Origin of the sequence: Cryobacterium sp. Y50, from assembly GCF_002929805.1 — a bacterium.
GTDB lineage: Bacteria > Actinomycetota > Actinomycetes > Actinomycetales > Microbacteriaceae > Cryobacterium.
Window position 1 is genome coordinate 144,021 of record NZ_PJJM01000101.1, and the last position, 25,780, is coordinate 169,800.

The following is a 25,780-nucleotide window of genomic DNA, read 5'->3' on the forward strand; positions in this document are numbered from 1 at the left end:
CAGCCAACGCCGGACCACGCGGTGAACCTAGGTTTGAGTAAATCTCTCGTAGAGGCCCTAATCTCGGCCGCCGAGGTAGCATCATTGGACTCCCCTAATTTGGGGGCGACCAGATGGTCGGGAACCGAAGTGGTCGACGACATGATTGTCATAGAGGCGACCGGCGGATCGTCAAGGAAGAAGATCGGAGGCACCTTGGCGGATTACGACGCTTCCGCGTCGGCGCTCGGTTTTCTTCACCAAATTCGTTGGTCACTTCTCGAGCTGCTGCGTTATGCGAAAAGAGATCAGACAGTGCGGATGAGCCTGGAGATTTTCGATGATGTTGCCATCGAAAATGAGGATGGCATGCCGCTAAAGGCGATCCAACTGAAGCAGCATGCGACGCCCGCAAACCTCTCCAACGCGAGCGTCGATCTCTGGAAGACACTGCGAGTATGGCTGGATACTCCTGCCCTAAAAAATCCCTCTGGACCCCTTCTCTATCTCGTAACCACAGGCGGCGTCGGGCCGAACTCTGCAGCGTCGTTTCTGGAAATTGACGGCCGAGTCCCGGAGATGGCCTGCGAAATATTGGATGAGACAGCTCGGTCTAGTGAAGCTGAAGCGACCGAAGCAGCACGAGCGCTGTGGCTAGATGCTGATGCGTCGGACCGACTTGCACTTCTCAAACGAGTGCGAATTATTGCTGGCGCCGCAGCGATCGGCGAGGTTGATGACTTAGTCGCCGCCGAATTTGCCGTACTGGTGCGACCGGAGCACATGACGCTATTTCTTGAACGCCTCTGGGGATGGTGGGACAGTGTATGCATCAAGATCCTTCATCGCGGCGATGGCGCTGTAGTCTTCGTGCAGGCCTCGCAGCTCGTGGCAAGAACTCAAGATTTGCGCGATGAGTTCACCAAGGGAATCCTTCCCATTGACCTCAGCCTCGCCGAAGTTGACGAAACAGACATCGAAAGCCACTATTCGAAAATCTTTGTTGAGCAGCTCAGGTTCATCAACATCCACAGCCACAACTTGAAGCTCTCGATAGTCAACTACCAACGTGCCTACAACCAGACGGCGAAATGGCTCAAAGACGGCGACTTGGTGGAAGAGGACTTGTCGGCATACGAGCGAGAGATAGTCAGCGAATGGCAGGTGCATTTCGAGGACATGTGCGATCGCCTAACGGATACGGGAACGACCGTTACAGCGGCGGAGCAATTGCGTGCTGGCCGCGAGCTGTTCCAATTGCTTCGAGATTCTAACGAAACGCTCATTCGCAAAAATTTCACCGACTCATTCCTGGCTAACGGTACCCGCCACATTATGGCTGACCGAGGGGCGCTCGGATGGCACCCCGAGTTTGCGAAACGATTGAAAGAGTTAGTACTTCCAGAAAGCAGGCCAGCAGCATGACCAGCTCTCTCAGATCTTGGGACGAACGCCCCGTGCTCTCGGCCTCGATACTGAACCCCGCTTTGATTGCAGCGTCGATCAGCTGGGCATCGAAACGCTACGCGTCCAAGGCAGATCACGCGATGCCGCTGGAGTACGTCTTCCTCGTAGTCCCTATCTGCCTCCATCAAGCAACTCGGCAGGCGTTGCCGACCACGACCCGGACGCACATGCCGACTTGGATTAACGAACATCAGGAGCTACTTGTGGGCTTCCCCGTTCGCGCCACCAAGTTTGCGCCCCACGTACGAGAAGGCCTGCGGCTTGCACTTAGTAGCGGCATGGTCGCTCTGACCGACGACGGCGCATTGCTCTCCAGGACTCCCGCCAAAGTACTGCCCGAAGGCGAGATGAAAGACATACTCACGGCCGCCGGAGTGTTCGGTGCTTGGGCGGCGAAGACAGGTTCCCCAACCACCGTATACACACTCTTTGGAGTAACCCCGTAATGCAACTGGTCAGCATCACCATCTACAACAGCGACGGACGAAGGCGCGACGTTCGGTTCAGGCTCGGCGAACTCAATATCGTCACGGGTGTCTCCCGCAACGGCAAGAGCTCGCTGCTTACAATCGTCGACTATTGCTTGGGCCGCGACAGCGCTCCGGTGCCGCGTACCGATTGGTTCACTTCTATAGTTTGGTACGCGACGATTTGGCAGTTTGAGGATGGTAGCCGAGTACTTCTCGCCCGTCCCGCCACGCATCGCGGAGTCGGCACTTCCGCCGCGATGATCGAAACTGGAGGATTGAACTTCGAAGCGCCTGATTTCGAGTACCTGCGAGTCAACGTGGACTCGGACGCCCTCCGTATCCAAGTTGGAGCACGGATCGGTCTTGCAGATGTAAAACTCGAACCTGGGGAGTCGGCGCGCGGCGCGTTCGCCGTCGGACTAGGCAGCGCCGTCTATTTCACCCTGCAGGAACAGCAAGAGATCGGGAACAAATCGGCGCTCTTCCATCGGCAGGATAATGCTGGCGTCGCGATGGGCATACGTGACACGCTTCCTTTCTTCCTTGGAGCCGTGGACGGCGGTCAAGCTGCCAAACGTGCCCGATTGAGGACAGCCAAGCAGATATTGCGCCGTGCGGAGGCCGCTCTGGCCACAGCGAAGTTTGAACTGGGAAGCCGCGATAACGAGCTGCGCCAGCTTCTTGCCGAAGCTGCGTCGGTAGGACTTCGAGACGGTGCCGCCGCGATCGACCATGACAGCGACCTCCTCGTGCTCCTAAACGCAATCCGATTCGGACAAGCCGTCGGAATTCTCGACACCCGCACCGACATCCGTGCGCAGGACGAACGACGCGGCTTCGAAAAAACCCAGTACGAGCTGGCTCAGCAGCTTACGACCGAGGTCGGGAACCGCGACCTACTCCTCGACCAGCGCGACGGCGAGGGCGGCTACGACGACTCTTTGTCCGTCCAAGTCGGAAGGCTTCAAAGCCTGAACCTCCTTCCCGATCATGACGCAGCCTATTCGACATGCCCTGTGTGTATGCAGGATCTCCCGCACCCCGACCCGACAGTCGGCCAGCTTAGCGAGCGTCTCGAGAGTCTTCGCCAAGAGCTAGTGACCGTTGAGGCTATCCGGCCGCTTCGCCAGCGAGCGATTCAGGAACTCGACTCCCGTATTGCGTCTCTTCGCGAAGAGCTCAATATCGCGAATGCGGCTCTGGTGTCTTCTGGCGCCGCTGCAGTCGTCGCCGACGCTGGCTCACTGGCGGGGCGGCAAGAGTTCGTCCGGGGACGAATCGACGCGATTCTCAGCAAGACCGAAAGGCTCGACGACTCTCACATCACCCGGCTTCGAGCCGAACGCGACACCGCTGAGGCATCGGTAGATGCCCTTGAACACGAACTCGACAGCGGCGATGTCAGGTCACAGCTCACGTCGCGATTGAACGCGCTCGCTGTGCACCTCGCGCGATATAGCCGTGCTCTCGACCTGGAGGAGTCGGACAAGCCGATTCGCCTCGATGTCGAAAAGCTGACCATAGTCGTGGATACGGAACTGGGTCCGCTTCCGCTGCAGAACATTGGCAGTGGAGAGAACTGGGTCGGCTACCACGTGGCGGCTCATTTGGCGCTGCACCACTTCTTCATAAAGCAGAACCGCCCAGTCCCGCGCTTTCTCATGTTGGACCAGCCGAGCCAGGCGCATTTTCAGTCTGACAACCTAAACGAAGGAAGCGACGTAGTTCTCGACGAAGATCGCGAAGCAGTCCGGAACATGTTCAGGCTTTTCAAGTCCTTCTCCGAGGAGTTCGCGGGTGTATTTCAGCTTATCGTCATAGATCACGCGGACTACGAAGACGAATGGTTTCGCGAGTCAGTGGTCCACAACTGGCGTGGCGGTGTGAAACTCATCCCTGATGACTGGCATGTCTCCGCCGACGAACCAGAGGCGCCGTTCAGCTAGGCGTGGATAATTTTCCGGACCGAAATCCGGAGCAACGAGGTCACTTCGTCAGGTTCCCGCGCGGGGAATTGCCGTGCACGGGAGTGGTCTCCGGTGCCTCAACGAGTCACCTGCTCGGTCATCTGAGGAGTACCTTGGACCGGTCCTGGGCCGATCTTCAAATCTACGGCTCGGTTTCGACACCACTCACGCTTCGCTTGCGGCCTTGCGCGGAGTGCTCACTGCTCTCGACGCCGGAGAGCTTTTGCCCAGCCGATACGAGGGCTTCACGGGTTTGCATGCCGAACCAGCCGGAACCGGCGTGGGAGATAGTTGTCAACGTGGGGTCCTGCTCTTTCAGGCCGGTAGGCTCACCGAATGTTCATTTTTGGGGAAACCGAGTACATCACTCTGCTGGTTGGGGCTGCCAAGCCATACGTGGGGGTGCCGCTTTGGGTCAGCTTGGCATCGCCATCGGTCGCGATAGTGGCAGCAGGTATCGCATTGTGGGCAGCCCGCTCAGCACACTCGCAGAGGCCCGATAAGGGCCGGGCGCGAATGTTCGTCGTGGGGACCACGGCGTTCGCCCCGGTCTTCACCGGGTGGAGGCTGGAGAACGAGGGCAACGGCGTTGCCGTGAACCCCCGCGTTGAGTTCCTGGACCCTCTTGGCATGGTCAGCGGCGGGATTCTCAAGGCGTCGGTGACGGGTCAGCTCTTGCCCAATTCCAACTTCGAGCTCGCGCTGGAGTCGAATTGGCCGTCCGGAAGCCACCGCCATGGCGACGAGTACATCTGGGAGGGCCTCGTCGGCACCGTGTATTGGCGAGTGCCAGGCGGTCGCAGAATTAGGAAGGCCAAGGTGTTGGTCCACCTCGACCGCACGAAGTCCGAGGTCAGCCCGCGCCGTAGTTCCTGAATCCCTGAACGGCGCGCATGAGCCCGCCGAAGTCGACTTTGGCGCGTGCCATTTCGCCTGCCGCTTGAGACGGCCGAGGACTCCATCGACTCGCCGCGGTTCGACCCGGAGGGGGAGCCGCTGATCTGACGCCAGGCCGTCGACCAACCTCACTTGACCCAAATTCACCGTCCGAGGTGTCGAACTGCCCGCCGAACCCACCCCGGTGTGTCGACCTGACCACAACAGACCCGTTGATCGAGGCGTACGTGGCGAGCCACGGGCGTCGTCCGAACCCGGTGACCATCATAAAACTGCGCGCGCAGGCCACGCTCTCCACCCGGCCGGCCAAGCAAGTGCACTCGCTGGCAGAAATATCATGGCGCGCCCCCTTTTCGAGTGTGAATACGTTGCGTCCAGTCGATCCCGACGTCGGTGAGGTGTTTCATCGTCCTAAGCTTCGCCTTAGGTCCCCGCAATTCGTCGAGCCAGCAGAGGAAGAAATGGTCGCAATTATTGCGCTGAGCGCAGAAGAATACCTTCTGGCGTTCTCTGGTGAGATCCCAGAGCCCGGCTTCCGGCCCTATCCAGGATCGAACCGGGATCGAGAACTCGACTCCGAGCTTGAAGCTGAAGAAGCGATGATTGACGGCGACGACGAGTTCGAAGGTTCAGCCGTCGCCACGGAAACGAAGCCGGCGCTGCGAAGATTTACCAGACTGAGTGCCGCCCGCCATTGGAAAGAATCCTCTCAAGAAATTGTCGTGCTACTGTCGCGTGATTCTAAGAATATCCTCGGTTTCGGAAGCGCAAAGGGCCGTCGCCGGGGGGCGGAACGAGGTACACGCAACGTCGAGTTTTGCGTTCGCCGAACTCTTGCCCAGCCGATCAAACTTGAGTCAGTTCTCAATCGCATGCCGGATAGAGACCGCTCGATCCTGCAGCAGGCTCTCGGCGGCATCACCCGCCCGCTACCACCGAAGTCCTCCCAACGCTTCCAGGACGCGCTGTTTGAGGAGTTTGAAGAGGCGCGTCAGATCACCGCCACCATTCGAAAGCAACTAAACGACGAAGTCGTCCGTGCTCACCTCTCGCGGCAACCGCGGGAGACGGAACTTCCGCAGGAAGCTGCTGGTACAGCCCTCCGTTTCTTCAGCGCAGCCTGGCAAAACCTTGCACCGGTGCCGTACTCCGAGCCCTCGGCGTTCATCACTCGCCTCGACAGCGTGGTCCCCGAGCTTGAAGACGATGTAATTACCGATGATGCGGCCGTGTTTCCCGGTTGGCAACGGGCGACTAGTTCGTCCCGTGGATGGTGGGAATTCCGCGATTCGGATCGTCGGTTGTTCATCAAGAACATCAACGTGTCTCCGCAGGAAACCACAACAGGGGCGGACTTGGTCTACATCAAGCGTGACCCGGACACATTCGTACTTGTGCAGTACAAGCTCATGGAGCAGCTCGCAAACAACCGTCTGGTTTATCGTCCTGACGGACGGCTCGTCAGCCAGGTTGACAGAATGTTGGCTCTTGAGGTGGAAGGCAGCGGCAGCGCAACTGATCTAGACGATTATCGAATTAGCTCGGGATTCACATTTGTTAAGTTTGTTGCTCCCAGACTTGCGCGTCGCGACCGTGCGGGGGAATTGGTGCCTGGTCATTATCTGCCGAGTGCATTCGTCCGGATAATGCTGGGAAAGCCGGACGTTGGGCCGAGCCGAGGGATTGTGCACTACATCGCCGAGCGCCGATCCATTAAACCGGACACATTCGCAAGACTCGTTCGTGGAAACTGGATCGGATCAACTGGGGAAGCAACGGCTTTGCTCCGTGAGACCTTTGGACTAATTGAGTCTCAGAACCTGATTGTCGCAGTTGATGAACCGGCTGATGACGCTGCGCGCTAGAGCGAAGGTCCTCGAGATGTCATGGCGTCGGCGATGGCACGGCCGAACGGAGCCGGTGCTTTGAGGTGTCTCGTAACTCCAACGTGTACGGGATTTTGGCCGGAGATCCTACTCGACGTCGTTGTGATATTCCGGAGTTCAATTTGGTCAGGGTAGGATTTCGCCATTTGTGCTCCGCAAATACGTCTCGTATCCCGAGCCTGGATTCTATGATTCGCGGTAATCCGGCCTCTGATAGACATCAGTCAGGAGTGGGGAACGATGGTAGTCGTGGGTCTGCCCTGTCAAGTCTCGCTGGACGGGATCACGCTCGCTGCTGTTGATGCCTTGCTGATTGCGCGGCTGGAGCTTCGGACGTATCAGCCACATCGCGTATTTGCGCGCTCACGAACGTGCCGCCTCGCCGCACTCACGGCTAAAACTCTCGATCCGGCCGGCGTCACGCCACCCGACCCGCGCCAAACCGCTCTGGCAAACGTCGCTCATTCTTACGATCTGAGGCGCGCGCCTCGGCCAGTAGTCGGGCGCAACGGACCGTTGGCCATGATGAATTGATTCCTCCTTGCATTGATAGTCATCGCCCCGCTCAGAGCGGATCCTGTGCCGTAGAGGCGTCCATGGAACGCTTTGTGGGTCTAGGCGCACCTTCGTCATGAAAGCGGAGGTGGGCGCGGTGACGGTGTCGATGCGGGTTATGAGCGCCGGCGACGGGTACAAATATCTGCTGCGCACCGTGGCTGCCGGCGACGGAAATCGCTCGCTATCGACGCCGCTGACCCGCTACTACACCGCGCAGGGCACGCCGCCGGGCCGGTGGATGGGCAGTGGACTTCCGGGTCTCGGCGGCGGTCTCGTCATCGAGGGTGACGTTGTCACGGAGGAGCAGCTGCAGCTTCTAATCGGATTGGGCCGCGACCCGGTAACAGGCGAGGCTCTCGGGCGGGCGTACCCGGTGTATCGGACCGCCGCAGAGCGAGCCGCCCTCGGCCGGAGTGAGAACGGTCCCGATTCGGGACCAAGCCAGGGATCATCCGCTGCCGTGCCATCCGCTGAGGAAGAGCTGGCTGGAAGGCGGCGTCGCGCTGTCGCCGGGTACGACTTTACGTTTTCGATTCCGAAGTCGGCGAGCATCCTCTGGGGTGTGGGCGATGCGGCCACGCAGGAGCGCATCGTGCAGGCGCACCATGCGGTGGTGGCCGAGGTGATTGCGTACATGGAGCGGGAGGTCGCGGCGACGCGCACCGGCACGACGGCGCAGGGCGGTGCGGTGGCGCAGGCTGATGTGACCGGGCTGATTGCGACGGCCTTCGATCATTTCGACAGTCGGGCCGGCGATCCGCACCTGCACACGCATGTCGTGATCAGTAACAAGGTGCAGACCGTGCTCGACGGCAAGTGGCGCTCCCTCGACGGCCGGCCGATGCACGAGGCAGTGGTGGCGCTCTCCGAACTGCACGAATCGCTATTTGCCGACGAGCTCACGCGATCGCTCGGTGTGCAGTGGCAGCAGCGGGAACGGGGGGGAGATCGCCACGCCGCGTGGGCTCTGAGCGGCGTGCCAGAGACACTCGTGGCGGAATTCTCGACGCGAGCGCGGCACATCGATGTCGAGACGGACCGGTTGATCGAGGAGTATGTGATCAGTCACGGGCGGCGTCCGAAGCCGGTGACGATCATGAAGCTGCGGGCGCAGGCGACGCTCGCCACGCGGCCGGCGAAGCAGGTGCACTCGCTGGCGGACCTCACGGCGGCGTGGCGGGAACGCGCTGCACGCGTGCTCGGGCACGACGTGTTGACGGTCACCGAGTCATCACCAGTGCTGCTTCGTGCGGAGGACCTGCCGCGCGAGGCCCTGGACGCACTCGGTGTGAGCGTGATGACGGCCGTCAGCGAGAAGCGCGCCACCTGGCGGCACTGGAATCTCACCGCCGAGGCCGCGCGCCAAACGATGCCGTACCGGTTCGCGTCGGCATCCGATCGGGAAGCCGTCGTCGGCCTCGTAGTGGATGCTGCCCAGCGCGCGTCCCTGCGCCTCACGCCGCCAGAGCTCGCCGTCAGCCCTCTGGAGTTTCAACGCGATGACAGGACGTCGGTGTTTCGGCCGAAGTACTCCGTCGTGTTCACGTCGACCGAGCTGCTCGACGCAGAAGCTCGGTTGCTCGAGCGGGCCGCGCTTTTGACCGCACCACGGGTAACGCTCGGTTCGGTGGCTGGTACTCGGTTGCCGGGTGGTGGGCGGCTCGCGGATGACCAGCTGGCCGCGCTTTCGTCTGTCGCTGGCTCGGGCCGCGTCATCGATGTTCTCGTTGGTCCGGCCGGCGCCGGGAAAACGACTGCGATGAATGCCCTACGGCGTTCGTGGGAATCCGCGCACGGAGCGGGCTCCGTGCTTGGGCTGGCTCCCTCGGCCGCCGCCGCGACGGTGCTGGCGACGGATCTCGGCATAGCGACGGAGAACCTGGCGAAATGGTGGCAGGCCCATGTCGACCAGGGTTCGTCGTTTCAGGCGGGTCAGCTCGTGATCATCGACGAGGCCTCCTTGGCGGGAACGATGCCGCTGGACCGGGTCACCGCACTGGCTGCTTCGGCCGGCGCGAAGGTGCTGCTGGTCGGCGACTACGCGCAGCTGCAGTCGGTCGATGCGGGTGGGGCGTTCTCGTTGCTCGTGCACGATCGAGCGGATGCGCCCGAGCTCATCGACGTGCACCGCTTCGCCAACGAGTGGGAAAAGACCGCCTCCCTCGGACTACGCCAAGGCAAGCCCGAGTCGATCGACCTGTATGGCGCGCACAACCGCCTGCGCGACGGCAGCACCGAGGCGATGGCGGATGCTGCCTACGAGGCGTGGCGCGCGGACATCCGCTCGGGCAAGTTGACCGTGCTGATCAGCGACTCGAACGAGGCCGTCGCGGCGCTGAACGTGCGCGCTCGCACCGAGCTGATTCTGGAGGGTCGGGTCGACGCGCTGCACGAAGTCGCCCTGCACGACGGAACCCGCGCCGCCGTTGGTGACACGGTCATCACGCGGCGGAACGATCGGCGGCTGTATGCGTCGCGGAGTTGGGTGCGGAATGGCGACCGGTGGAATGTGATCGGCGTGCATCGGAATGGTTCGGTCGAGGTGCGGCGGCAGGGTCGGCGGTGGGGGAGCACGGTACTGCTGCCCGCGTTGTACGTCGCTCAGCACGTCGAGCTGGGCTACGCGGTCACGGCGCACCGGGCTCAGGGAATCACAACCGACACCGCGCACGTCGTCGTCGCGCCGAGCATGCCGCGCGAGAACCTGTACGTCGCGATGACGCGGGGCCGCGAGGCGAACACCGCCTACGTCGCCGTCGACCGGCCCGACGTTGCTCACGTCGGGCCGCGGCCTGGTGACGTTGGGGACGTGACGGCACGCAGCATCCTCCACGGCATCTTGCAGCACGTTGGCGCCGAGCGGTCGGCGCACGAGACTCTGGCGGCCGAGCAGGATGCGTGGGGATCGGTGGCGCAACTCGCGGCGGAGTACGAGACCCTGGCGGCGGCAGCGCAGCACGACCGGTGGGCTGCGCTTGTGCGAGCGAGCGGTCTTTCGCCTGGCCAGGCCTTGGATGTGATCAATTCGGAGGCCTTCGGCCCATTGACGGCGGAGCTGCGGCGGGCCGAGGCCCACTATGTAGACGTGGCGAGCCTGCTGCCGCGCGTGGTTGCGGCTCGCGGGTTCGAGGACGCGCAGGACATCGCTGCGGTACTGCGAGCGCGGGTGGCGGTGGTGGTGTCGCGGGATAACGGAGCGGGTCGCACTCGGCGTTCGCCGCGGCTCGTTGCCGGGCTGATCCCTCGAGCGATCGGGCCGATGGATGCTGCAATGCACCAGGCGTTGGCCGAGCGCGCCGACTTGATCGAGTTGCGAGCGGCCGCCGTGCTCGACCAAGCGCTGCTGGCGGGGGAGCCCTGGACTCGCGCGCTCGGTGCTGTGCCGCGCGGGTCGGCTGCTGCTGCGTGGCGCCAGAATGGATGCACCGTCGCGGCCTACCGAGACCGCTACGGCATTACCGGTGCTCGGCCACTCGGCGCCACACCAGAGTCGACAGCGCAGAAGCTCGATGCGGCTCGTGCCCATGCTACCCTCGTCGCGGCGCAGCGGCTGGCGGAAAATCAGGCTTACGTTGCACCCCGATCAGCTGTCGTTCCGCGCCTTGCACGGTAGCTCACGAGACGGTGACCGACAGATTCTGAACCACGTGATGATGCACTCAACTCTCGTCGCGCCGAGCGCACCAACTCTGGCTTGGCAACGACGTACGAGGTGCTCGCGGTCTCACCGTCGTCGTTCTTCCGATCAGATCTTGGCGGGCGCCCCGAGCTGCACCGATAGCTCCGCCGCGACACGGGCAGCCAGTACCCCGGCCTCATTGAGGTGCGTTCCCAGCCTGGTCTTCGGTGCGCTGACGTTGATAGCGGCAATGATGTTGCGTTGAAAATCGAAGACCGGTGCGGAGACCCCCACGACGCCCTTCTCAAATTCCTCGTCGACGGTGGCGTACCTACGCTGACGGATGCACGCCACTTCGCGCTTCAGACTCTCAAAATCGGTGACGAGGGGTACGCCCTGTGATTCCCGTGAGGTTGCTTCGGCTGTGTCGCTGTACATAAGCAGTGGCGTGACTGGACCCAGCACCGGTTCATCATGTCCGTGGGCTTCATACCAGCGCCGGAGATCGTCCTCGGCCAATCGCTCACGAGCACACGTCCTGCGCGATAGCGGCACTCCAGAGACGCCGTTGTTGTAGCCGCCGAACATGTTCTCCAAGTCAATGAAGACCGCCACGTTTATGCGGTGTGTGGTACTTTCCACAGCGTCCTCCACGATTTTATGAGTTGGCTCATGCCCTAACCCCGTAAGATTCCGATGGGTCAATCACGTACACATTGCATGTGCACTGCAAAAGTCGGAGCACCCGTTTGCGATTGGGCTGACTCGGTCAGCCTTCGTACCGTAAGGGCTCTCTGGCTGCTCCGCTACCGTTCTTTCGCCTCGCATTGCGTAACGCTTCTCGCATAGCTGTTCACGAAGTCGCTTACGACGATGGGCCGAACTTCAATCACCGGCACTCGCCGAAATTTTTAATCGAAATCGTCTGCGTCAGCAGAGATATTCCCGACCCCATCGCAATCGGGGCACTCGCCCCACTCCGGGGGATCCGCCGGGTCAAAGGTGATCCACCGGCTTCCCTCACCGTCGCACTCGTCGCAGACAGCGTAGAACTCGTCCGGGTCGCCTGTATCAAATCTTGTCACCATGCTTGCAAGAGTAGTTGGCGGGGGTGCCAGTGCTGACCACGATGCAACAGCTCAGGCAACGTTCTAAGATGGGCCGGGCTTTCGATCGCAACGGGATCAAATCACGTGACGTTCAACTTCCCCATTTGCGCGTGTACGGCGCTAGCCTTCGATGAGTCGTGATCCTGTGGAGGGTACTGTGAGCGAATTAAGTAAGGCTGAACAAGACCAAATTATTGGCGAGTTGGCGGTCGGCGTCGAATCTCTCGATGACGACGAATTCTCGGACCTGTATAACCAGCTCGATGTGGACCACCAAATGGAAGTGGATCAAAATCTGCGGTCGTTTGCTGACAATGCCGTCGGCTCCGAACATTGGGACTCTGACGACTAGCCCTGTTGATTTCTTTATTGCGCGGTGGCAGGGGCCAAACTTTCCTTGTCCGGCCCGCGCCACCCCCTCCCGTACGTCTTCGGCGAGCAGCGTCCAGTTGCCGTCGGCGGTGACGACGATGGCGGACGGGCCCGAGCTCAGCGGCACAGTTCCCGAGTAGGCGCCGATCTCGTTGACGAGCAGCCCCATGTTTAACGCCTCGCCGGTCTCCTCACTGATCAGAAGTTCCTCGCGCCGTCGTGAGTGGCCGTGAGCTTGCCGGCGGGGCCATCGAAGAGAAGGACGCCGTTGCCGTCGCCGGATGCGACGAGCGCGGGTACTGCAGAGATGGGTGGGATGGTCAGGCTCCAGTCGAGCCTAGCGCCTCGTTCCGTCGGCCCGAGGGCGCGAAGCGTGTCGCTGACCAAGAGTGTGGCCGCTCCGCTAGATGATTGTCACTCGCCGTGGCTGGCAAGTGCGTGCCGCGAGTATGGAATGCTCGAAGGGTGAACTCCAACCTTCAGTTCGCGACGTACGCCGCCAAGATGCGACAGCACATCATCGATGGGACGGATCTGGAGGTCGACGCCCGGTTCGTAGACATGCTCGCTGGCCGCGCTTCGACGATCCTCGACATTGGCTGTGGGCATGGATCGGCCGTAAACGGGCTGCGTGCTCGGGGCCACGCCGCCTTTGGGATCGAGCGCCACGCCCGAGGTGTTGGGTGTGGCGCTCGATAACTTCGACTCAGACTGGCTCCGAGAACTCGGCGTGGAGGGCCTGTCGCCGGAACGACTGGCGGGGCTGGGAATTCCAGACACCTACGACGTAATCCTGATAGCGGGAAATGTTCCGGCGTTTTTATCGGGCGACGCACTGTGTGAGGCTTTCGTCCAGGTGAGCGCACTACTGAAACCCGGCGGCATTTTCGTTGTGGGAACGTCGAGCCACAGTCGTGGAGGTCCGCCGGACCAAGACGATGCTGTTGGCCAAACCGGCCTTCGGCTGAGTCATCGATTCTCGGATTGGCACCTTGGCCAGTATTCGTGCGATTCCGCGTGGTCTGTCAGCGTGTATGCCGCACCCGGCGAATCAATCCGGTCAGGGGCCCCCGATGGAATCTTCATCTTGAAGTAGGCGGGGCGTCTCCTTTTGAGCCGGTCGGGGACGCGTGGGGGAGCGTCCGCTCTGAAATATGCGCGGCACTTTCGGCTACGGGCATCCGGTTCTACAGTATTTGTAGGCAACCTCTATTACGCGCCGTCGCTCGTTGTCACGGTATGACTTTCAGTCCTTCAGGTTCTTGCTGCCGAATATCTGAAAGGCCGCGCCATGTTCGAACTCATTCTGGCCGCTACCGCCCGCAGCTACTTCTTCATGCGCCGATTCATGCCGACCGCCATCGTGATCGACGCGATCAACACGCGACGAGGGCTGAAGTGGGGTGTGCCCGGGATGCTGCTCGCGGTTCCGTATTCCCTTGCAGCTATCTATTGCCGAGCGCAGGTCGAAGCCGGTGGGCCCGGCTGGCTGAATCTGCTCGTGCTGCTGTTCCTTTTCAACACGCTCAAGTTTGTTTTGATCGGGCCGATCAGCCTGCTGAAGTTGATCGTGGTGCGCGTTCGTGAAGCTGTGGCGCGGCGTCGAATGACCCGGGCGCTGCTCGCCGAGGACGTCGTGCACGTCGTGCACGTCGACGATCCCATACTCGTTTCGAGGCACGGTTAACAGCACGGCTGGGCTGGCGCACCTGTTGATAACGGCATGATTGGCTCCCACACAGGTCCGCCCACAGGAGGTTTCACTATGACGATTTCGCAGGAGCAGTTCGACGATCTGCTCAGCCGCACCGCGCTGGCTGCGCTGTTCTACTATCCTGAGATCGCCGTCGACGATGACGGCCCCAACCTGCAGAATGACATCGCGTACTGCTTGGAGCCCGCCGCCGAGATCGGAGACGAGGATGCCGAGCGGCTCCGCGTCGCGATCGCGCGTGTGATCACGAATCCGTCGGCGCATCGCTCTGAACTGCTTGCCCTGGTCATCGAGCTGGCTCCGCCGCCTGCCGAGTAGCAGCGATCATGAACGACCCATTTGAGGAAGGTGCCGGCGCGCAGAAGGCGCTGGCGGAGCATCCGTCTGGCGATGATGCGGCGGAAAGGCGGCGCCAGTATGTGGCGGCGAACCGCGACCGGATCCGGGAGCTGAATCGTCTCTGGCGGGCGGAACATCTTGACCGGGCCCGGGAGCTCAATCGGGATTCGATGCGTCGGGCCGCGGCTCGCCGGCATCGTGAGGCGGAGGTGCGGGCGCGGGGGAGGGAGCGGGCGAAGCGGTGGCGGGTGGAGCATCCGGAGCGCGGGCGTGAGTATCAGCAGCGGTGGGTGGCGGAGAATCGCGAGAAGTTGCGCGAGTACTACAACCGCTACTACAACGTTCACCGCGACGAGGTGAACGCGCGGGCCGCGGCTAGGCGGGATGCGGACCCCGAGCGCACGAAGCAGATCACCCGGCAGTGGGCCGAGCGCAACAAGGAGCGCCGGGCGGAGTTGCAGCGCAACCGGCGCAGCGATCCGGAGATCTACCAGTCCGAGCTGGAGGCCAACGCTGCAGCGCGACGGCTCAGGCGCACCCTGAGCCGGGCCGGCCTCCCGCCGAAGCTTCTGCACGCGACGACCGCGGCTGAGCGCCGCGCCAACGAGCGGGAGGCCGACGCCTATTTCAATGACCCGTCGCGGCCCGAGCACCTGCGGCAGTTCACCGTCTTCGCCGAATCGCTGACCGAGCACATGCTCAAGAATGGTGCCCGCATGCGTGAGTTCGTCGAGGCCTACGCAGAGACCAGGGCGCGCATGGGTCTCCCGCCGGTTCCGGTGGAGAACATCGTCTACGCGCGAGCTGTTGAAATAGTCGCAGAGCGGATGCGCCGGGTCGACCTGCTGACCGGCCGCAACGTCGCGGCCGCAGTGCGGAGTACGAAAGCTGAGGTGCGGCGGGAAGAGCGGCAACGGCAGTTCGATCGGCTGGTGCAGACTGTCGTGACCGATATGAACCGTCATAGCGCGCGGGACAGCTTGGACGCGGAGATTGAGAACCGGGCAAGGGTCCGTCGCGGTAAATCTCCTGCGTCCGTCGAGATACTTCTCGTTCAGCACGCGCTGCGGAAGGCTATTGAGCGGGTCCCGGCGTGCCTGCTGACAGCCGACGATGCTCGGAGTGCTGCGTATATCGCCATGCAGCGGTTTGCGTATACCTTTGAGCAACGACGGGACCCAACAGGCGATCAGATTTACCGCAGACATCTCCCATAGCTTCCTGCTGTCCACCGCGGCATAGATCTCAAAATCAGTGCACCATGCCCGCTTGCCCGAGGTCCCAGCGCACTCCGGCGTGGCCATTTTCAACGCGGTAGAATCAGTACTTCGTCTGATGGGGGAACAAATGGCACAGCGTCGAGGATTTTTAGCCGAGATTCAGCATCAGTCACGGCTTGCCGAACAGCGGCAACGAGCCGCAGTTCGTCAGCAGGATGCCGCGTACAAGCGTGCCGTCCAGGCACAAAATGCTGCAAAGCGCGCAACAGTGGCGGCGGAAAGGGCTTCTGATGCCGACCGGAAGCGGATGGAGAAGGAAGCGGCGGTCGCGCACATTGCAGCCATGCAGGCCGAAGTTGAACAACTCAATGCCACACTGATCGCCGGTTATGACCAGTTGGACAGTCTGCTGACAGCGACGCTCGACGTCGATGATTACGTTGATTTGGAGAGTTTGCGACAAAAGGCGAAGCATCCCGCTTTCGCCCGGCCTAACCTGGAAATCGCGATACCGGTTCCGCCACTGATCTCCAGCCCCTTAGAGCCCACTCGTCGAACTGTCGAGAAGCCCACGGGACTTTTTGGTCGCAAGAAGAAGCTCGCTGAGGCCGATGCCTTGGCCGATGCAGAGCTAAGCGTTGCTCGACAAGCTTGGGAAATTGCGGTACAAGGTCTGCCGGGACGTCAGGCACAGCAATCCGCAGCGCACGCGGCGGCCGAAAAGGGACGGATCGAAGAACTCGCCACCCAACGTGCACGCTACGAGGAAGAGTGTGCGGGACGAGAAGCCCTCGTTGTCAGGAACAATTCTTCCCTGGATCAGTTGATCGCGAATCTCGGCTATGGGGATGCAGCAGCCATAGACGAGTACGTCGGAATTGTCATTGCAAATTCTGTGTATCCAGACAGCTTTGATGTTGGCCACGAGTCGGTATTCGAATCGTCATCCGCTGAGCTTCGTTTGCGGGTGCTCGTACCTGGCCCAGATCAGATTCCAACCATCAAGTCGTATAGATACGTCAGGGCGAGCGATGAGATAGCTGTGGGCGAGCTTTCGCAAAAAGATGCCAAGGATCGATACGCGGGAATCGTGCACCAGGTTGCCCTGCGCAGTCTCCACGAAGTTTTTGAGGCTGACCGTCGGAACCTGATTCAAGCCATTTCGCTTGAGGTGGGGACACAGACCGTTAGTCCCGCCACAGGTACTGAAACGTACGTGCCATTTGTCGCGGTCGCTGTCTCGCGAGACGTATTCGATCAAATTGAGCTGTCGGCCGTTGTACCCGCCGCGACTCTTGAACACCTCGGTGCGGCGCTCTCGAAGAACCCACTTGGATTGGTTCCGGCTAACGGAACCGGGGTCCGTCGGTCTTGATGGGTGCAGTCGAAGGTCTCGTTTTCAACCCGCCTCCAGGTTGGCCAAAAGCTCCCGCCGGTTGGAGGCCTCCCGCAAGTTGGAGCCCCGACCCGTCGTGGCCTTTGCCGCCAGAAGGCTGGCAGCTTTGGTTGAACACGAACACGAACTCCGACTCCGACTCCGACTCCGACTCGAGCCCATCTGCGGGCCGGGCTCAACAGAGTCAAACAGGCCATCCAGTGCCAACTGATGGTGCAGGAATTGCGGGCGCGTCGCTTGGCGCTTCCGCTCGGATTACCTTCCTCGAAACTGAGAACGCAGAATTGAGAGCACGCCTGGCTCTCGTTAGTTCATCGGGCGCAGGTTACGTGGAGCTTGATGATGCGCGGGTCCTTCAGGACGTCGGTATTTATCGTTATCATCACCCATTGGAGAATGCTGCGCTCTATCGCGAACGCCTGGAATCGATTGAGACGCAAATTGCTGAAGTCGTAACAACTAGTCGCGCCATTGTGAAGTCGAACCTCTTCACTTTTGATAATTCGCTGGCGAAGGGGCGGCGGATGACCGATGATCTTTCACGGCTTATGCTTCGCGCCTACAACGCTGAGGCGGACAACAGTATCCGCTCATTGCGCGTCGGTAACGTCCTTACCGCCAAACGGCGCTTAGAAGCGTCAAGAACTGCGATCGCAAAGATTGGGTCGCTGATGGAGATGCGAATTAGTGACGAGTTCCACGATCTGAGGATTGAAGAGATCGAACTGACTGCTGATTGGCTGATGAAACGGCAGGAAGAGAAGGAAGCCGAGCGCGAAGAACGCGCAAAACTGCGTGAAGAACGTCGGGTCGAGAAGGAGCTTGCTGAAGAGCGGGCCAGGCTCGATAAGGAACACCAACACCTCGTAAACGCGTTGAACGCAATCCGTGCGGCCGGAAACGAGGACCCCGACTTGGAGCTGCGCCTCGCGGAGCTCGACACCGCAATCGCAGAGAATGACTACCGCGCCGCGAACATTCGCGCAGGTTACATTTACGTGATTTCGAATCGTGGCGCATTTGGCGAGGACGTGGTCAAAATCGGCCTCACCCGTCGGCTCGAACCAACCGACAGAGTTGCCGAACTGAGCGGAGCATCCGTTCCGTTCCGTTTCGACATCCACACTCTGTTCTTCTCGGAGGACGCGGTGACCCTGGAGAACGAACTGCATAAGCATTTTGCTGCCCAAGCTTTGAACCAGGCCAATTTACGTAAAGAATTCTTCTTTGCTTCACCTGCCGAGGTGCGCGAAGTCTTGATGGAAAAGGTCGGAAATCTCCTAGAGTTTCGGGAACATGCCGATGCTACCGAATTCATGCAGTCGGTAAACCGCTGGCCCGAGAGCAGAGGACGAGTGCAACGGATTCCGCCGACAGACACTAGTAATACTGGCAACTGAAGGTTCAGACTGGCTACAGGTCACACTCAATGACAACATGGCGCCACGTGGGCCTGAGCGCATTGCCGGTCGTCGGCAGACGGTAATGTGCGGTAATGACTAATTTGAATTCGGTGTGGGCGGTCGTCGGCGCAGTATGCGTTGGATCTGCAACTGCCATCCTGCCGTCCCTTTTTGCAGATTACCGCCGAGGAAGGCGAGAGAACCGATATCGCTGGAGCCTCCACTTTTACGAGCTCAGCTCGGATTTCTCCGGTGTCGTTCGCCAATTCATGCATGAGGCGGGCGACCGGTTGGAGTTGCGAGACCAGGAGGGGTTGGCCCGACTGAAAGTCCTGCAAGGGAACATTCGTGAACACACTTCTCGGCTTGCACTGTTGTCAGGCGAGCCAGTCTTGTCCGTTGCGCAGAAGATTCGCAGACACAGCCACGCCGTTATCCAAGCATGTGAAACTGGGGCTGTTAAGCGGGCATCGGAGTATTCCGAGGGACCGTACGTGGCCCTGGATCTTGAACTGGATAATTTCCATCAGGCCGTGCGGGACCAGATTGGGCTTCAGAAATTGAGTCAAATTCGACTAGACGCGTGAACGACCAGAGTGAAACCAGAAACGCACCATAAACCCCTAAATCTGACCAGATTCAGGCCGTATCTCACCGTACAGCGCGTACACTAAACCCCATGAGAACCGCGGAATTCCGCGGAAGTCTGCCCCATATGCAGGTGCGCACCGCTACCCCGACGCTTATCATTTGTTCTTGGTTCGAGTCCAGGTACCCCAGCTTTCTGGCTGATCAGCAGCTATTTTCTTCCGGCGAGTTTGAGTCCTTCGACGTAAGAGGGCTGCTTTGGGTGTCGTAAACCCATCAAATCTTGGTTTGCTACGTGCAGATTCTTGGCGCTTCACTGCGCTCGTCAATCTCGCCATCTGCCGTCTGACCTAGGTATTCACTGCCGTCCGTAGCCGCGAGCATCGCACGATGAGTCCGCCGGCGGGTGCGAAAGTGCGCACTCGATACGCGTATGTTCTTGGTTCGAGTTATCACCCGTAGTGGCGCTGCGATCGGTTCGTTGCAGCCCGGGAACGGTAAGACGTGAGTTCAGATTTGGCACGGTCAATATCTTCAGATTTTGATAAGATTTTGACATGGCTGTGGTGACGAAGTTGGAAAGACTGCGCGAGTTCGCGTTGGATCAGCATGGGTTCGTCACCTCTAGGCAGGCGGAGGATGAGGGCGTGTCGCATGCGGAGCTGTCCACAATGGTTGCCCGCGACCGGCTTGAGCGGGCGGCTCGCGGAGTCTACCGAGTGCCGCAGGTGGCTGAGACGGAGTTCGACGAATACCAATTGGCCGTGCTCTGGACAGGTGTGTCGGAGGCGCATCTGAGCCACGACACCGCCTTGGCGGCATGGGAGATCAGCGATATTAACCCGAGTCGCATCCACTTGGCTGTTGCCCGCCATCGGCGCCTCCGTCGTGCCGGTGGCGAGCGATATGTCGTCCACCATGACGACATCGATCCGGACCGAGTGACATGGTGGCAAGGGATACCCATTGCCGACGTGGCGACCGCGATCGGTCAGTGCATTGCCTCAGGTGTGCCGAGCTATCTGATTCGGCAAGCTCTCGACCGGGCGGGACGCACCAGCCGCCTGCCTGCTCCCGACCGGGAGCGCTTGACGAAGGAACTCGAGGTGCGCGATGGGGGAGCATGAGCCGGTCAACCTGGCACAATCTCTCGACGGGCTTACGCCAAAAGGGAAGACGCCATCGTCTGCTCGGATTCTCAACGCGTGGATCGCTCAGGCCCAGGCCAGCCTCGGAACGGCCGGTCCGCGCCTGGGCTGGTTGGTCGCCGCGACTGTCGTCTCTGCCGCGCTGCAACGTGTAATGGACGCGACCGGCTCGCCGTTGTTCCTGCTCAAGGGTGGAACGATGCTGCAATACCGGCTCCCGGGCATGTCACGCACGACCCGGGACATCGACGGCCTCGTTCGGGGCGACTTGGATGTCTTTCTCACCGACCTGGACAAGTCGTTCGCTGAGCCGTGGGGTCCGCTGACGCTTGTGCGCGGCGCAGTGGAAACCATTGATGTGCCGCATCGGCTTGTGAAGCCGCGCCGTTTCGACGTGACTGTGCTGCTGAGCGGTGTGACCTGGCGACGGGTCCAGGTTGAACTTTCAGCGGATGAAGGGCACGCGGGACAAGCTCCGGAGCAGATTCCGTCCCCGTCGCTGGCCGGCTTTGGGCTGCCGACCCCTGAGCACCTCACGAGCTTGTCGATGCGATACCAGATCGCGCAGAAGGTGCACGCTTCCACCGATCCGCACGACCCACCCGAGCTCATCAATGATCGTGCCCGTGACGCCGTGGATCTCCTGCTGCTTCGCGACCTGATCGAGGCCACCGGGCAGCCGACCCTGGTGGAGGTGCGTGCCTCGATAGAGGACGTCTTCACGAGTCGCGCCGTCGAGGCCGAAGCGACCGGGGGCCCACCACGCACTTGGCCGGCTCACTTGACGGTGCATGCGCATTGGGGAGCGAGCTTCGATAAGGCGGCGGAGTCTGCAGGGTTGTCTGCGACGCTTGCCGACGTCGTTGCTGAAGTCAACGCGTGGCTCGAGCGAGTTGAACGAGCGTAACGCGCAGGTCTGAGCAGGTCCGTACCTAGGAGCCAAAGACCTTAAGCTCGGGCGCGGGAGCGAGCACACTGCCTCCGTTGGAGGGAACGCGGGGGTCCCTCGAATGGATGCCGCTGTGCGCGAGCACATCGACTTCTCGATGCCGACAGGCGCCATGATAGCGGCGGATTCGGGTTCCCCGGGGGGCGGGTGCTGACGCTCGCCGGATGTGCTTCGGTATGTAGAATTTCTGGATCTAGGGGAGCGACTCGTCGACGGGTCCCGTTTGTTTCTATCGTTCCCGCCGTCGCAAGATTCCGCTCGCACGCTCCTCGCGTGGACGGCCGTATCGGCTCTGCCAAGTGATGACCGCGCCCCACGAAACCGACATTGCATTGTTAAATTCCCCGCCCTGACCAGCTCTGAGGAGGTCGTCTACTTCCCAAGCCACCGCGAGTTCGGAATACAGAAAACGTAAGGCCTGCCCCTGGCGAATGCGGCGTGCCCCTTGCTCGACCGATCTGCCGTCGATAGTTATGCGTGCCCAGACCCTTCGAGCGTCATCCGGTCCTTTAGAACGCAACTCGACGATCCCGGGCTCCGGCCACGAGGCGGACTCCCACTCGACGAGGCAGCGTTCGTTAGCTGTCTTTTGGCTGTTTCGGGCGATGATCGCCTGCCATCCCGAAAAGGCCGTTGCGAAGAGGGCGATCACAGCGGCACTGGTTGCGACGATTAACGCCGTGTCCTCGGTGGTCACGCCGTGCCCTCAGGGCTCTCGTCCGAAGGCCACGCCTCCGCCAATTGTTTGAACAGCAGGTTGGAATCGGGAGCCTCATAAACTTTGCCTTCATCCACTCCATGAGTAGAGAGACTGCCGTGCAGGTATCCGACTTGGTACCACTTAGGGGCAACGTCCATGAGCAGTGCGATCATCACCGCGTTGGCGTTGACGAAAGCGAGCAAATGCTCGGTCCGGACTTGTGCGTCGGACGACTCCATGAGGTATCTGACGATCTCGAGCTTTGCGTTCGTCACGTCCTCGCCCGCGTCGAGCGCCGCGGCCATCCCGAGAGCGAGATCGCGGGCGTGATTATCGATTGGCATGGATCGACTCTAGTGACGTTCGAACCGCCCAGGGCGCGGTCGCGAGGCCGCGAGAATCGTACTCGATGATGACCAGTACCACTCGTGCAGCGTTGAACGCTCTGGAATCGTCATCGGCGTTCAGCGCGGCGGCGATCCTCCCAAAATGAAAGCCCGGATGCGATCGATCGGGTGCGCCTTTCCGGTTGTCCCTTCGAATGCCGTTTCACTGAGGAGTGTGGAACGCCGATACCTGTGACCCGACCTCCTGCCGAGATTTCGCGGTGCCACTTTGGGTGCCACAAACCCTTCAAATTGCCAGAATCAGTCCGTTTCAACACGGGGTAAAAGGTAAGCTAGATCCCCCAACTTCCGCATAATCACGCGGAACTTGGGGGATGGGCGCCACCGATATAGGCAACCCGGCTCGCATCATTTGTTCTTGGTTCGAGTCCAGGTACCCCAGCACTAACAGGCGCAGGATTCCGCGGCGAAATCACTTATCGCCCACCCTGACCGACAGGCCCGAAACAGGCCGAATTACCGTAAACTACACCAAAAACCCCCTCGGGGATTGTTTGGGCGTTGTTGTGCCCGGCCCGATACGGGCTTGTCCCGGCTCGGTCGGGCCGCTCACGAGCTCCCTGGCGCACCTATTGCGTATGGACACGACGACGCAAATCACCCCCACGTTTCTCACCCAGCACGAACTCGCCGAGCTGCTCCGAATGCCGGAGCGCACGCTCGAGGACTGGCGCTTGATGCAGACTGGGCTGCCCTATGTGAAGCTGGGCCGGCTCGTGCGGTACGACGTGCAGGACGTGCTCATCTGGGTTCACGAGCACCGTCATGGTTAGGCCGCAGATCGCCGCCGGTGAAGTGGGCTCTATCGACGTGCGACAACTGGCCAGCGGCCGATATCGCGCCCGCGCCACCAACCGCGACGACAGCGGGGCCTGCACCGTCTCCTTGTGACGGCCAACACCCGTGACTACGCTATCGCCGCCGCGGCCGTGCGAAGTACGAAGGCCGAGGTCCGGCGCATAGAACGTCTTCAACATTTCGAGGGACTGTTGAAGGGCTTCGTGGCGCACGTGCACCGCAATCGTGCGCGGTTTAGCGTCCACGTGGAGATGGAGAACCGGGCTCGGGGGCGCCGGGGAAAGCCGGACGAGCTTGTCGAGTCATTGGTCGTGCAGCTCGCCGTACAGGAGGTCATCGAGTACATGCCTACGAGAAATCTGACGGTCGAGGATGTGCGGACGGTGGCACGTATCGCACGGCTACGGATTGCGATATTCACGCCCGATCATCTGGGCACGGTGGATGTACAGATTCAACGGGGGGCCGGTCAGATAGCTGGTGCAGAGACTTGTCCGGGTCCAAGCCCCAGCTGCTGTGCCGAGTTCGGGGAAGGCGCGGGCGTCTACCTGAACGATCACGATCCAGTTCGATTGATCTGACTTCACCAAGGAACACTTGCGTTAATTTCGTGTAACATTCCCCATTGTTGATGCGATCACGCGCAGGGTCATGGGCCTGAGCGCCAACCAAGCGCCCGCCATTACCACGACAGATGCTACGAAGATCCAGAATACCAGCCAGTTTGTCGCATCGTTCGCGGCGTACATGTGGTTGAGGTTTCTCAGGGCCCCCGTCGCTAGGACGAGTGCGATATGTAAGACGATGAAGCCTGTGAATGCCAACATAAGGGGAAAGTGCATGGCCCGGGCTGCTTCAATTGGGAAGGCCTTGTTCAGCCTGGTCGTGTTCGATGGCCACGACGGGGACATGCGAAGTCCCGTAATGATTGATAAGGGCGCCACGATAAAGACGATTGCAAAATATGTAAGCAGCTGCAGGGAATTGTAGTTCACCCAGCCATCTTCAGTCGGCCAATTAAGTGAGGCATATTGGATACCCGCCGAAATAGCGTTGGGCATGACGTCCCACGAGATTGGGACGATACGGGTCCATTGTGCAGTGACGAAGATGAGCACATAAAACACGATGCCGTTAAGCACCCACAATGTGTCCGTGGCGATGTGCAGCCACAGATTTATGCTGATCTTTTTGGGCGCTCGTTTGGTGCGGACAATCCCCTTGTTGTTTCGGGTGAAATACAACGCCGGCCGCTGAGTCGTGCGAATTTGCCAACCCGATTTGATGACGAAGACCATGAGAAGCGCGTTGATCCCGTGCTGCCAAGCGAGCCATGCGGGAAAACCCACCGGTGCCCATTCCGGCAGGTGTGCTTCACCGGGATAGGTGGTCAGAAAATTCAGGCCTGATTCCGTCGCACGGAATAATTGTGCTCCGACAACAATGACAAGTACAAGCAGGATGGCAACTGGCACGATCCAGACGAGTTTAAACCAAGCACTGCCGCGGAAGGCGGCGGGTTGTTTTGCGGGCGTGGCAGTCGCCGTTGCCTTCTGGCTCATTGGTGACGCGTTTCGAGCTGTTTGATTAGCTGTGGCACGACGGTGAACACGTCACCGACGATGCCGAAGTCGGCGATGTCGAAGATGGGGGCGTCGGTATCCGTGTTAATAGCCACGATTGTCGAAGCGGTTTGCATGCCGGCTCGATGCTGAATGGCACCGGAGATGCCGAGCGCCACATACAGCTGAGGCGAGACCGTGACGCCCGTTTGGCCGACCTGAGAGACTTGCAGAACATAGCCCGCATCGACGGCCGCGCGTGACGCGCCGACCGCCGCGCCGAGGGCGTCCGCGAGTTGCTCGACGAGGACGAATTTGTCCTGCGATTGCAGGCCGCGTCCACCCGAGACGATCCGGGTCGCTCCCCGAAGTTCCGGCCGATTCGATGTCACACGGGTTACCGAGACCGATTCGATGATGGTGCCGGGCACGGCAGACGATTCAAGTGACTGGGAGCTGACGTCCGCGGCGGTTGAAGCCGACTGCTTGGAGGGTTCGATCGCCCCGGGCCGAACGGTGACGATCAGGGGACCGTTCTCGATAACGGAGTCCACCAAATACGAACCACCCAATACGGAGGTAGTCGCGACCGGCTGGCGTTCTTCATTTCGCACGTCTACGGCATCCGTTACAAGTCCTACGCCGAGTCGCACGGCTAGCCTGCCAGCGACCTCGCGACCGTCGATGGTGTGCTCCATCACAATGGCGATCGGGTCGGTGGCAGAGACCGCCGCGGCTAGCGCATCGACCAGGGGCGTGATCAAGTGAGTCGTGGCATCAAGCGTCGAGAAATGCAATACCCGGGCGGCGCCGGCCTCGCAGAGCGCCGTGATGGCCGTCTCGCTCAATGAGCCGGGAGTCACAACAACGGCGACGGGAGTGCCCAGACGGGCAGCGGCGGTGAGAAGAGCGGCAGCGGACGCTTCCACGCGTTGCTCATCAACAAGGACAACGAGTGCAAGAGAGGTTGTCATGAGATTCTCCTAAATGAGGTGGGACGACGTAAGGAATTCGACGAGTTCGGTTGCAGCCGCGCCGTCATCGACAATCTTTCGACCCGCTGCACGAGCGGGACGCTGTGTTATCGACCGCACCACCGAGCGAGAAAAGGGCTCATTCATCGCGAGATCGCTCAAATGCACACTGTGTATTGAGTATTTGATGCGGTGAGAGCCACCCGATCGTGCGGTTCAGAGCCACCGTTCGTGCCGAAGAGAGCCAGCGGTGGTGCG

Annotated in this window: 25 protein-coding genes; 16 read left to right on the forward strand and 9 right to left on the reverse strand. The window is 60.8% G+C overall.

The annotated features are described in order from the left end of the window. The first annotated feature begins 129 nt into the window (after positions 1–129). The 3 genes from CXY73_RS17080 to CXY73_RS17090 are packed head-to-tail and all read left to right on the forward strand — an operon-like array spanning position 130 to position 3,862. Positions 130–1,404 carry an ABC-three component system protein gene (locus CXY73_RS17080; RefSeq protein ID WP_146071802.1) on the forward strand — a complete coding sequence of 425 codons (1,275 nt, stop codon included), beginning with the start codon at positions 130–132 and terminating at the stop codon, positions 1,402–1,404. Continuing rightward, a complete protein-coding gene (locus tag CXY73_RS17085; RefSeq protein ID WP_104178396.1) occupies positions 1,401–1,892 on the forward strand; it encodes a three component ABC system middle component in 492 nt (163 codons plus the stop codon). Before CXY73_RS17080 ends, CXY73_RS17085 begins: the two co-directional genes overlap by 4 nt. Further along, on the forward strand, positions 1,832–3,862 hold the full coding sequence (locus tag CXY73_RS17090; protein ID WP_146071803.1) for a DUF3732 domain-containing protein: 2,031 nt from the start codon (positions 1,832–1,834) through the stop codon (positions 3,860–3,862). Before CXY73_RS17085 ends, CXY73_RS17090 begins: the two co-directional genes overlap by 61 nt. A 163-nt stretch (positions 3,863–4,025) precedes the next feature. Here the strand turns inward: CXY73_RS17090 and CXY73_RS22085 are convergent, their stop codons facing one another. Further along, positions 4,026–4,181 (reverse strand): hypothetical protein, encoded by a 156-nt coding sequence (locus tag CXY73_RS22085; RefSeq protein ID WP_158254155.1) that lies wholly within the window; start codon positions 4,179–4,181, stop codon positions 4,026–4,028. Positions 4,182–4,219: 38 nt separating this feature from the next. On the opposite strand from CXY73_RS22085, the gene CXY73_RS17095 reads away from it, so the two are divergent. The 3 genes from CXY73_RS17095 to mobF all read left to right on the forward strand — a co-directional run bounded on the left by CXY73_RS17095 (position 4,220) and on the right by mobF (position 10,837). Beyond that, a complete protein-coding gene (locus CXY73_RS17095) occupies positions 4,220–4,759 on the forward strand; it encodes a hypothetical protein (RefSeq protein ID WP_104178398.1) in 540 nt (179 codons plus the stop codon). A 233-nt stretch (positions 4,760–4,992) separates the two neighbouring features. After that, complete coding sequence (locus tag CXY73_RS17100) at positions 4,993–6,645, forward strand: hypothetical protein (protein ID WP_146071804.1); 1,653 nt, start codon at positions 4,993–4,995, stop codon at positions 6,643–6,645. Positions 6,646–7,297: 652 nt separating this feature from the next. Beyond that, entirely contained in the window at positions 7,298–10,837 is a 3,540-nt protein-coding gene (gene mobF, locus CXY73_RS17105; RefSeq protein ID WP_233198420.1) for a MobF family relaxase, read from the forward strand. Positions 10,838–10,969: 132 nt separating this feature from the next. Here the strand turns inward: mobF and CXY73_RS17110 are convergent, their stop codons facing one another. The 4 genes from CXY73_RS17110 to CXY73_RS22090 form a co-directional block, all read right to left on the reverse strand. Beyond that, a complete protein-coding gene (locus CXY73_RS17110) occupies positions 10,970–11,485 on the reverse strand; it encodes an IclR family transcriptional regulator C-terminal domain-containing protein (RefSeq protein ID WP_233198421.1) in 516 nt (171 codons plus the stop codon). 633 nt (positions 11,486–12,118) lie between these two features. Beyond that, complete coding sequence (locus CXY73_RS17115; RefSeq protein ID WP_104178400.1) at positions 12,119–12,493, reverse strand: hypothetical protein; 375 nt, start codon at positions 12,491–12,493, stop codon at positions 12,119–12,121. 29 nt (positions 12,494–12,522) lie between these two features. Continuing rightward, positions 12,523–12,711 carry a hypothetical protein gene (locus tag CXY73_RS17120; protein ID WP_104178401.1) on the reverse strand — a complete coding sequence of 63 codons (189 nt, stop codon included), beginning with the start codon at positions 12,709–12,711 and terminating at the stop codon, positions 12,523–12,525. Positions 12,712–12,738: 27 nt separating this feature from the next. Next, entirely contained in the window at positions 12,739–12,933 is a 195-nt protein-coding gene (locus CXY73_RS22090; protein WP_158254156.1) for a hypothetical protein, read from the reverse strand. Between the two features lie 682 nt (positions 12,934–13,615). Here CXY73_RS22090 and CXY73_RS17130 point away from each other — a divergent pair. The 7 genes from CXY73_RS17130 to CXY73_RS17165 all read left to right on the forward strand — a co-directional run bounded on the left by CXY73_RS17130 (position 13,616) and on the right by CXY73_RS17165 (position 21,039). Next, entirely contained in the window at positions 13,616–14,011 is a 396-nt protein-coding gene (locus CXY73_RS17130; protein ID WP_104178402.1) for a sulfate permease, read from the forward strand. A 78-nt stretch (positions 14,012–14,089) separates the two neighbouring features. Continuing rightward, entirely contained in the window at positions 14,090–14,356 is a 267-nt protein-coding gene (locus CXY73_RS17135; protein WP_104178403.1) for a hypothetical protein, read from the forward strand. Between the two features lie 8 nt (positions 14,357–14,364). After that, positions 14,365–15,594, forward strand: a complete 1,230-nt coding sequence (locus CXY73_RS17140) for a hypothetical protein (RefSeq protein WP_104178404.1) — start codon at positions 14,365–14,367, stop codon at positions 15,592–15,594. Positions 15,595–15,724: 130 nt separating this feature from the next. Continuing rightward, the gene (locus CXY73_RS17145; protein WP_199185419.1) at positions 15,725–16,972 is read left to right on the forward strand and encodes a hypothetical protein; all 1,248 of its coding nucleotides are present in this window, start codon (positions 15,725–15,727) and stop codon (positions 16,970–16,972) included. Then, entirely contained in the window at positions 16,972–18,393 is a 1,422-nt protein-coding gene (locus CXY73_RS17150) for a DUF4041 domain-containing protein (RefSeq protein WP_104178405.1), read from the forward strand. The genes CXY73_RS17145 and CXY73_RS17150 overlap by 1 nt, the downstream gene beginning before the upstream one ends. A 1,148-nt stretch (positions 18,394–19,541) precedes the next feature. Then, positions 19,542–20,111 carry a type IV toxin-antitoxin system AbiEi family antitoxin domain-containing protein gene (locus CXY73_RS17160; RefSeq protein ID WP_104178407.1) on the forward strand — a complete coding sequence of 190 codons (570 nt, stop codon included), beginning with the start codon at positions 19,542–19,544 and terminating at the stop codon, positions 20,109–20,111. Next, entirely contained in the window at positions 20,098–21,039 is a 942-nt protein-coding gene (locus CXY73_RS17165) for a nucleotidyl transferase AbiEii/AbiGii toxin family protein (RefSeq protein WP_104178408.1), read from the forward strand. Before CXY73_RS17160 ends, CXY73_RS17165 begins: the two co-directional genes overlap by 14 nt. A gap of 271 nt (positions 21,040–21,310) precedes the next feature. Here the strand turns inward: CXY73_RS17165 and CXY73_RS22990 are convergent, their stop codons facing one another. Next, positions 21,311–21,778 (reverse strand): hypothetical protein, encoded by a 468-nt coding sequence (locus tag CXY73_RS22990; protein ID WP_104178409.1) that lies wholly within the window; start codon positions 21,776–21,778, stop codon positions 21,311–21,313. Next, positions 21,775–22,125, reverse strand: a complete 351-nt coding sequence (locus CXY73_RS17175) for a hypothetical protein (protein ID WP_104178410.1) — start codon at positions 22,123–22,125, stop codon at positions 21,775–21,777. The genes CXY73_RS22990 and CXY73_RS17175 overlap by 4 nt, the downstream gene beginning before the upstream one ends. 641 nt (positions 22,126–22,766) lie before the next feature. On the opposite strand from CXY73_RS17175, the gene CXY73_RS17180 reads away from it, so the two are divergent. The 3 genes from CXY73_RS17180 to CXY73_RS17185 are packed head-to-tail and all read left to right on the forward strand — an operon-like array spanning position 22,767 to position 23,567. Then, on the forward strand, positions 22,767–22,961 hold the full coding sequence (locus CXY73_RS17180; protein WP_104178411.1) for an AlpA family transcriptional regulator: 195 nt from the start codon (positions 22,767–22,769) through the stop codon (positions 22,959–22,961). Then, entirely contained in the window at positions 22,954–23,079 is a 126-nt protein-coding gene (locus CXY73_RS23275) for a hypothetical protein (protein ID WP_255411396.1), read from the forward strand. The genes CXY73_RS17180 and CXY73_RS23275 overlap by 8 nt, the downstream gene beginning before the upstream one ends. Continuing rightward, on the forward strand, positions 23,076–23,567 hold the full coding sequence (locus CXY73_RS17185; RefSeq protein WP_104178412.1) for a hypothetical protein: 492 nt from the start codon (positions 23,076–23,078) through the stop codon (positions 23,565–23,567). Before CXY73_RS23275 ends, CXY73_RS17185 begins: the two co-directional genes overlap by 4 nt. A gap of 21 nt (positions 23,568–23,588) precedes the next feature. On the opposite strand, the gene CXY73_RS17190 is transcribed toward CXY73_RS17185, so the two are convergent. Together CXY73_RS17190 and CXY73_RS17195 are read right to left on the reverse strand one after the other, a co-directional pair. After that, on the reverse strand, positions 23,589–24,548 hold the full coding sequence (locus CXY73_RS17190; protein WP_104178413.1) for a cytochrome b/b6 domain-containing protein: 960 nt from the start codon (positions 24,546–24,548) through the stop codon (positions 23,589–23,591). Then, positions 24,545–25,522 carry an electron transfer flavoprotein subunit alpha/FixB family protein gene (locus CXY73_RS17195; RefSeq protein WP_104137059.1) on the reverse strand — a complete coding sequence of 326 codons (978 nt, stop codon included), beginning with the start codon at positions 25,520–25,522 and terminating at the stop codon, positions 24,545–24,547. Before CXY73_RS17195 ends, CXY73_RS17190 begins: the two co-directional genes overlap by 4 nt. Positions 25,523–25,780 lie beyond the last annotated feature (258 nt).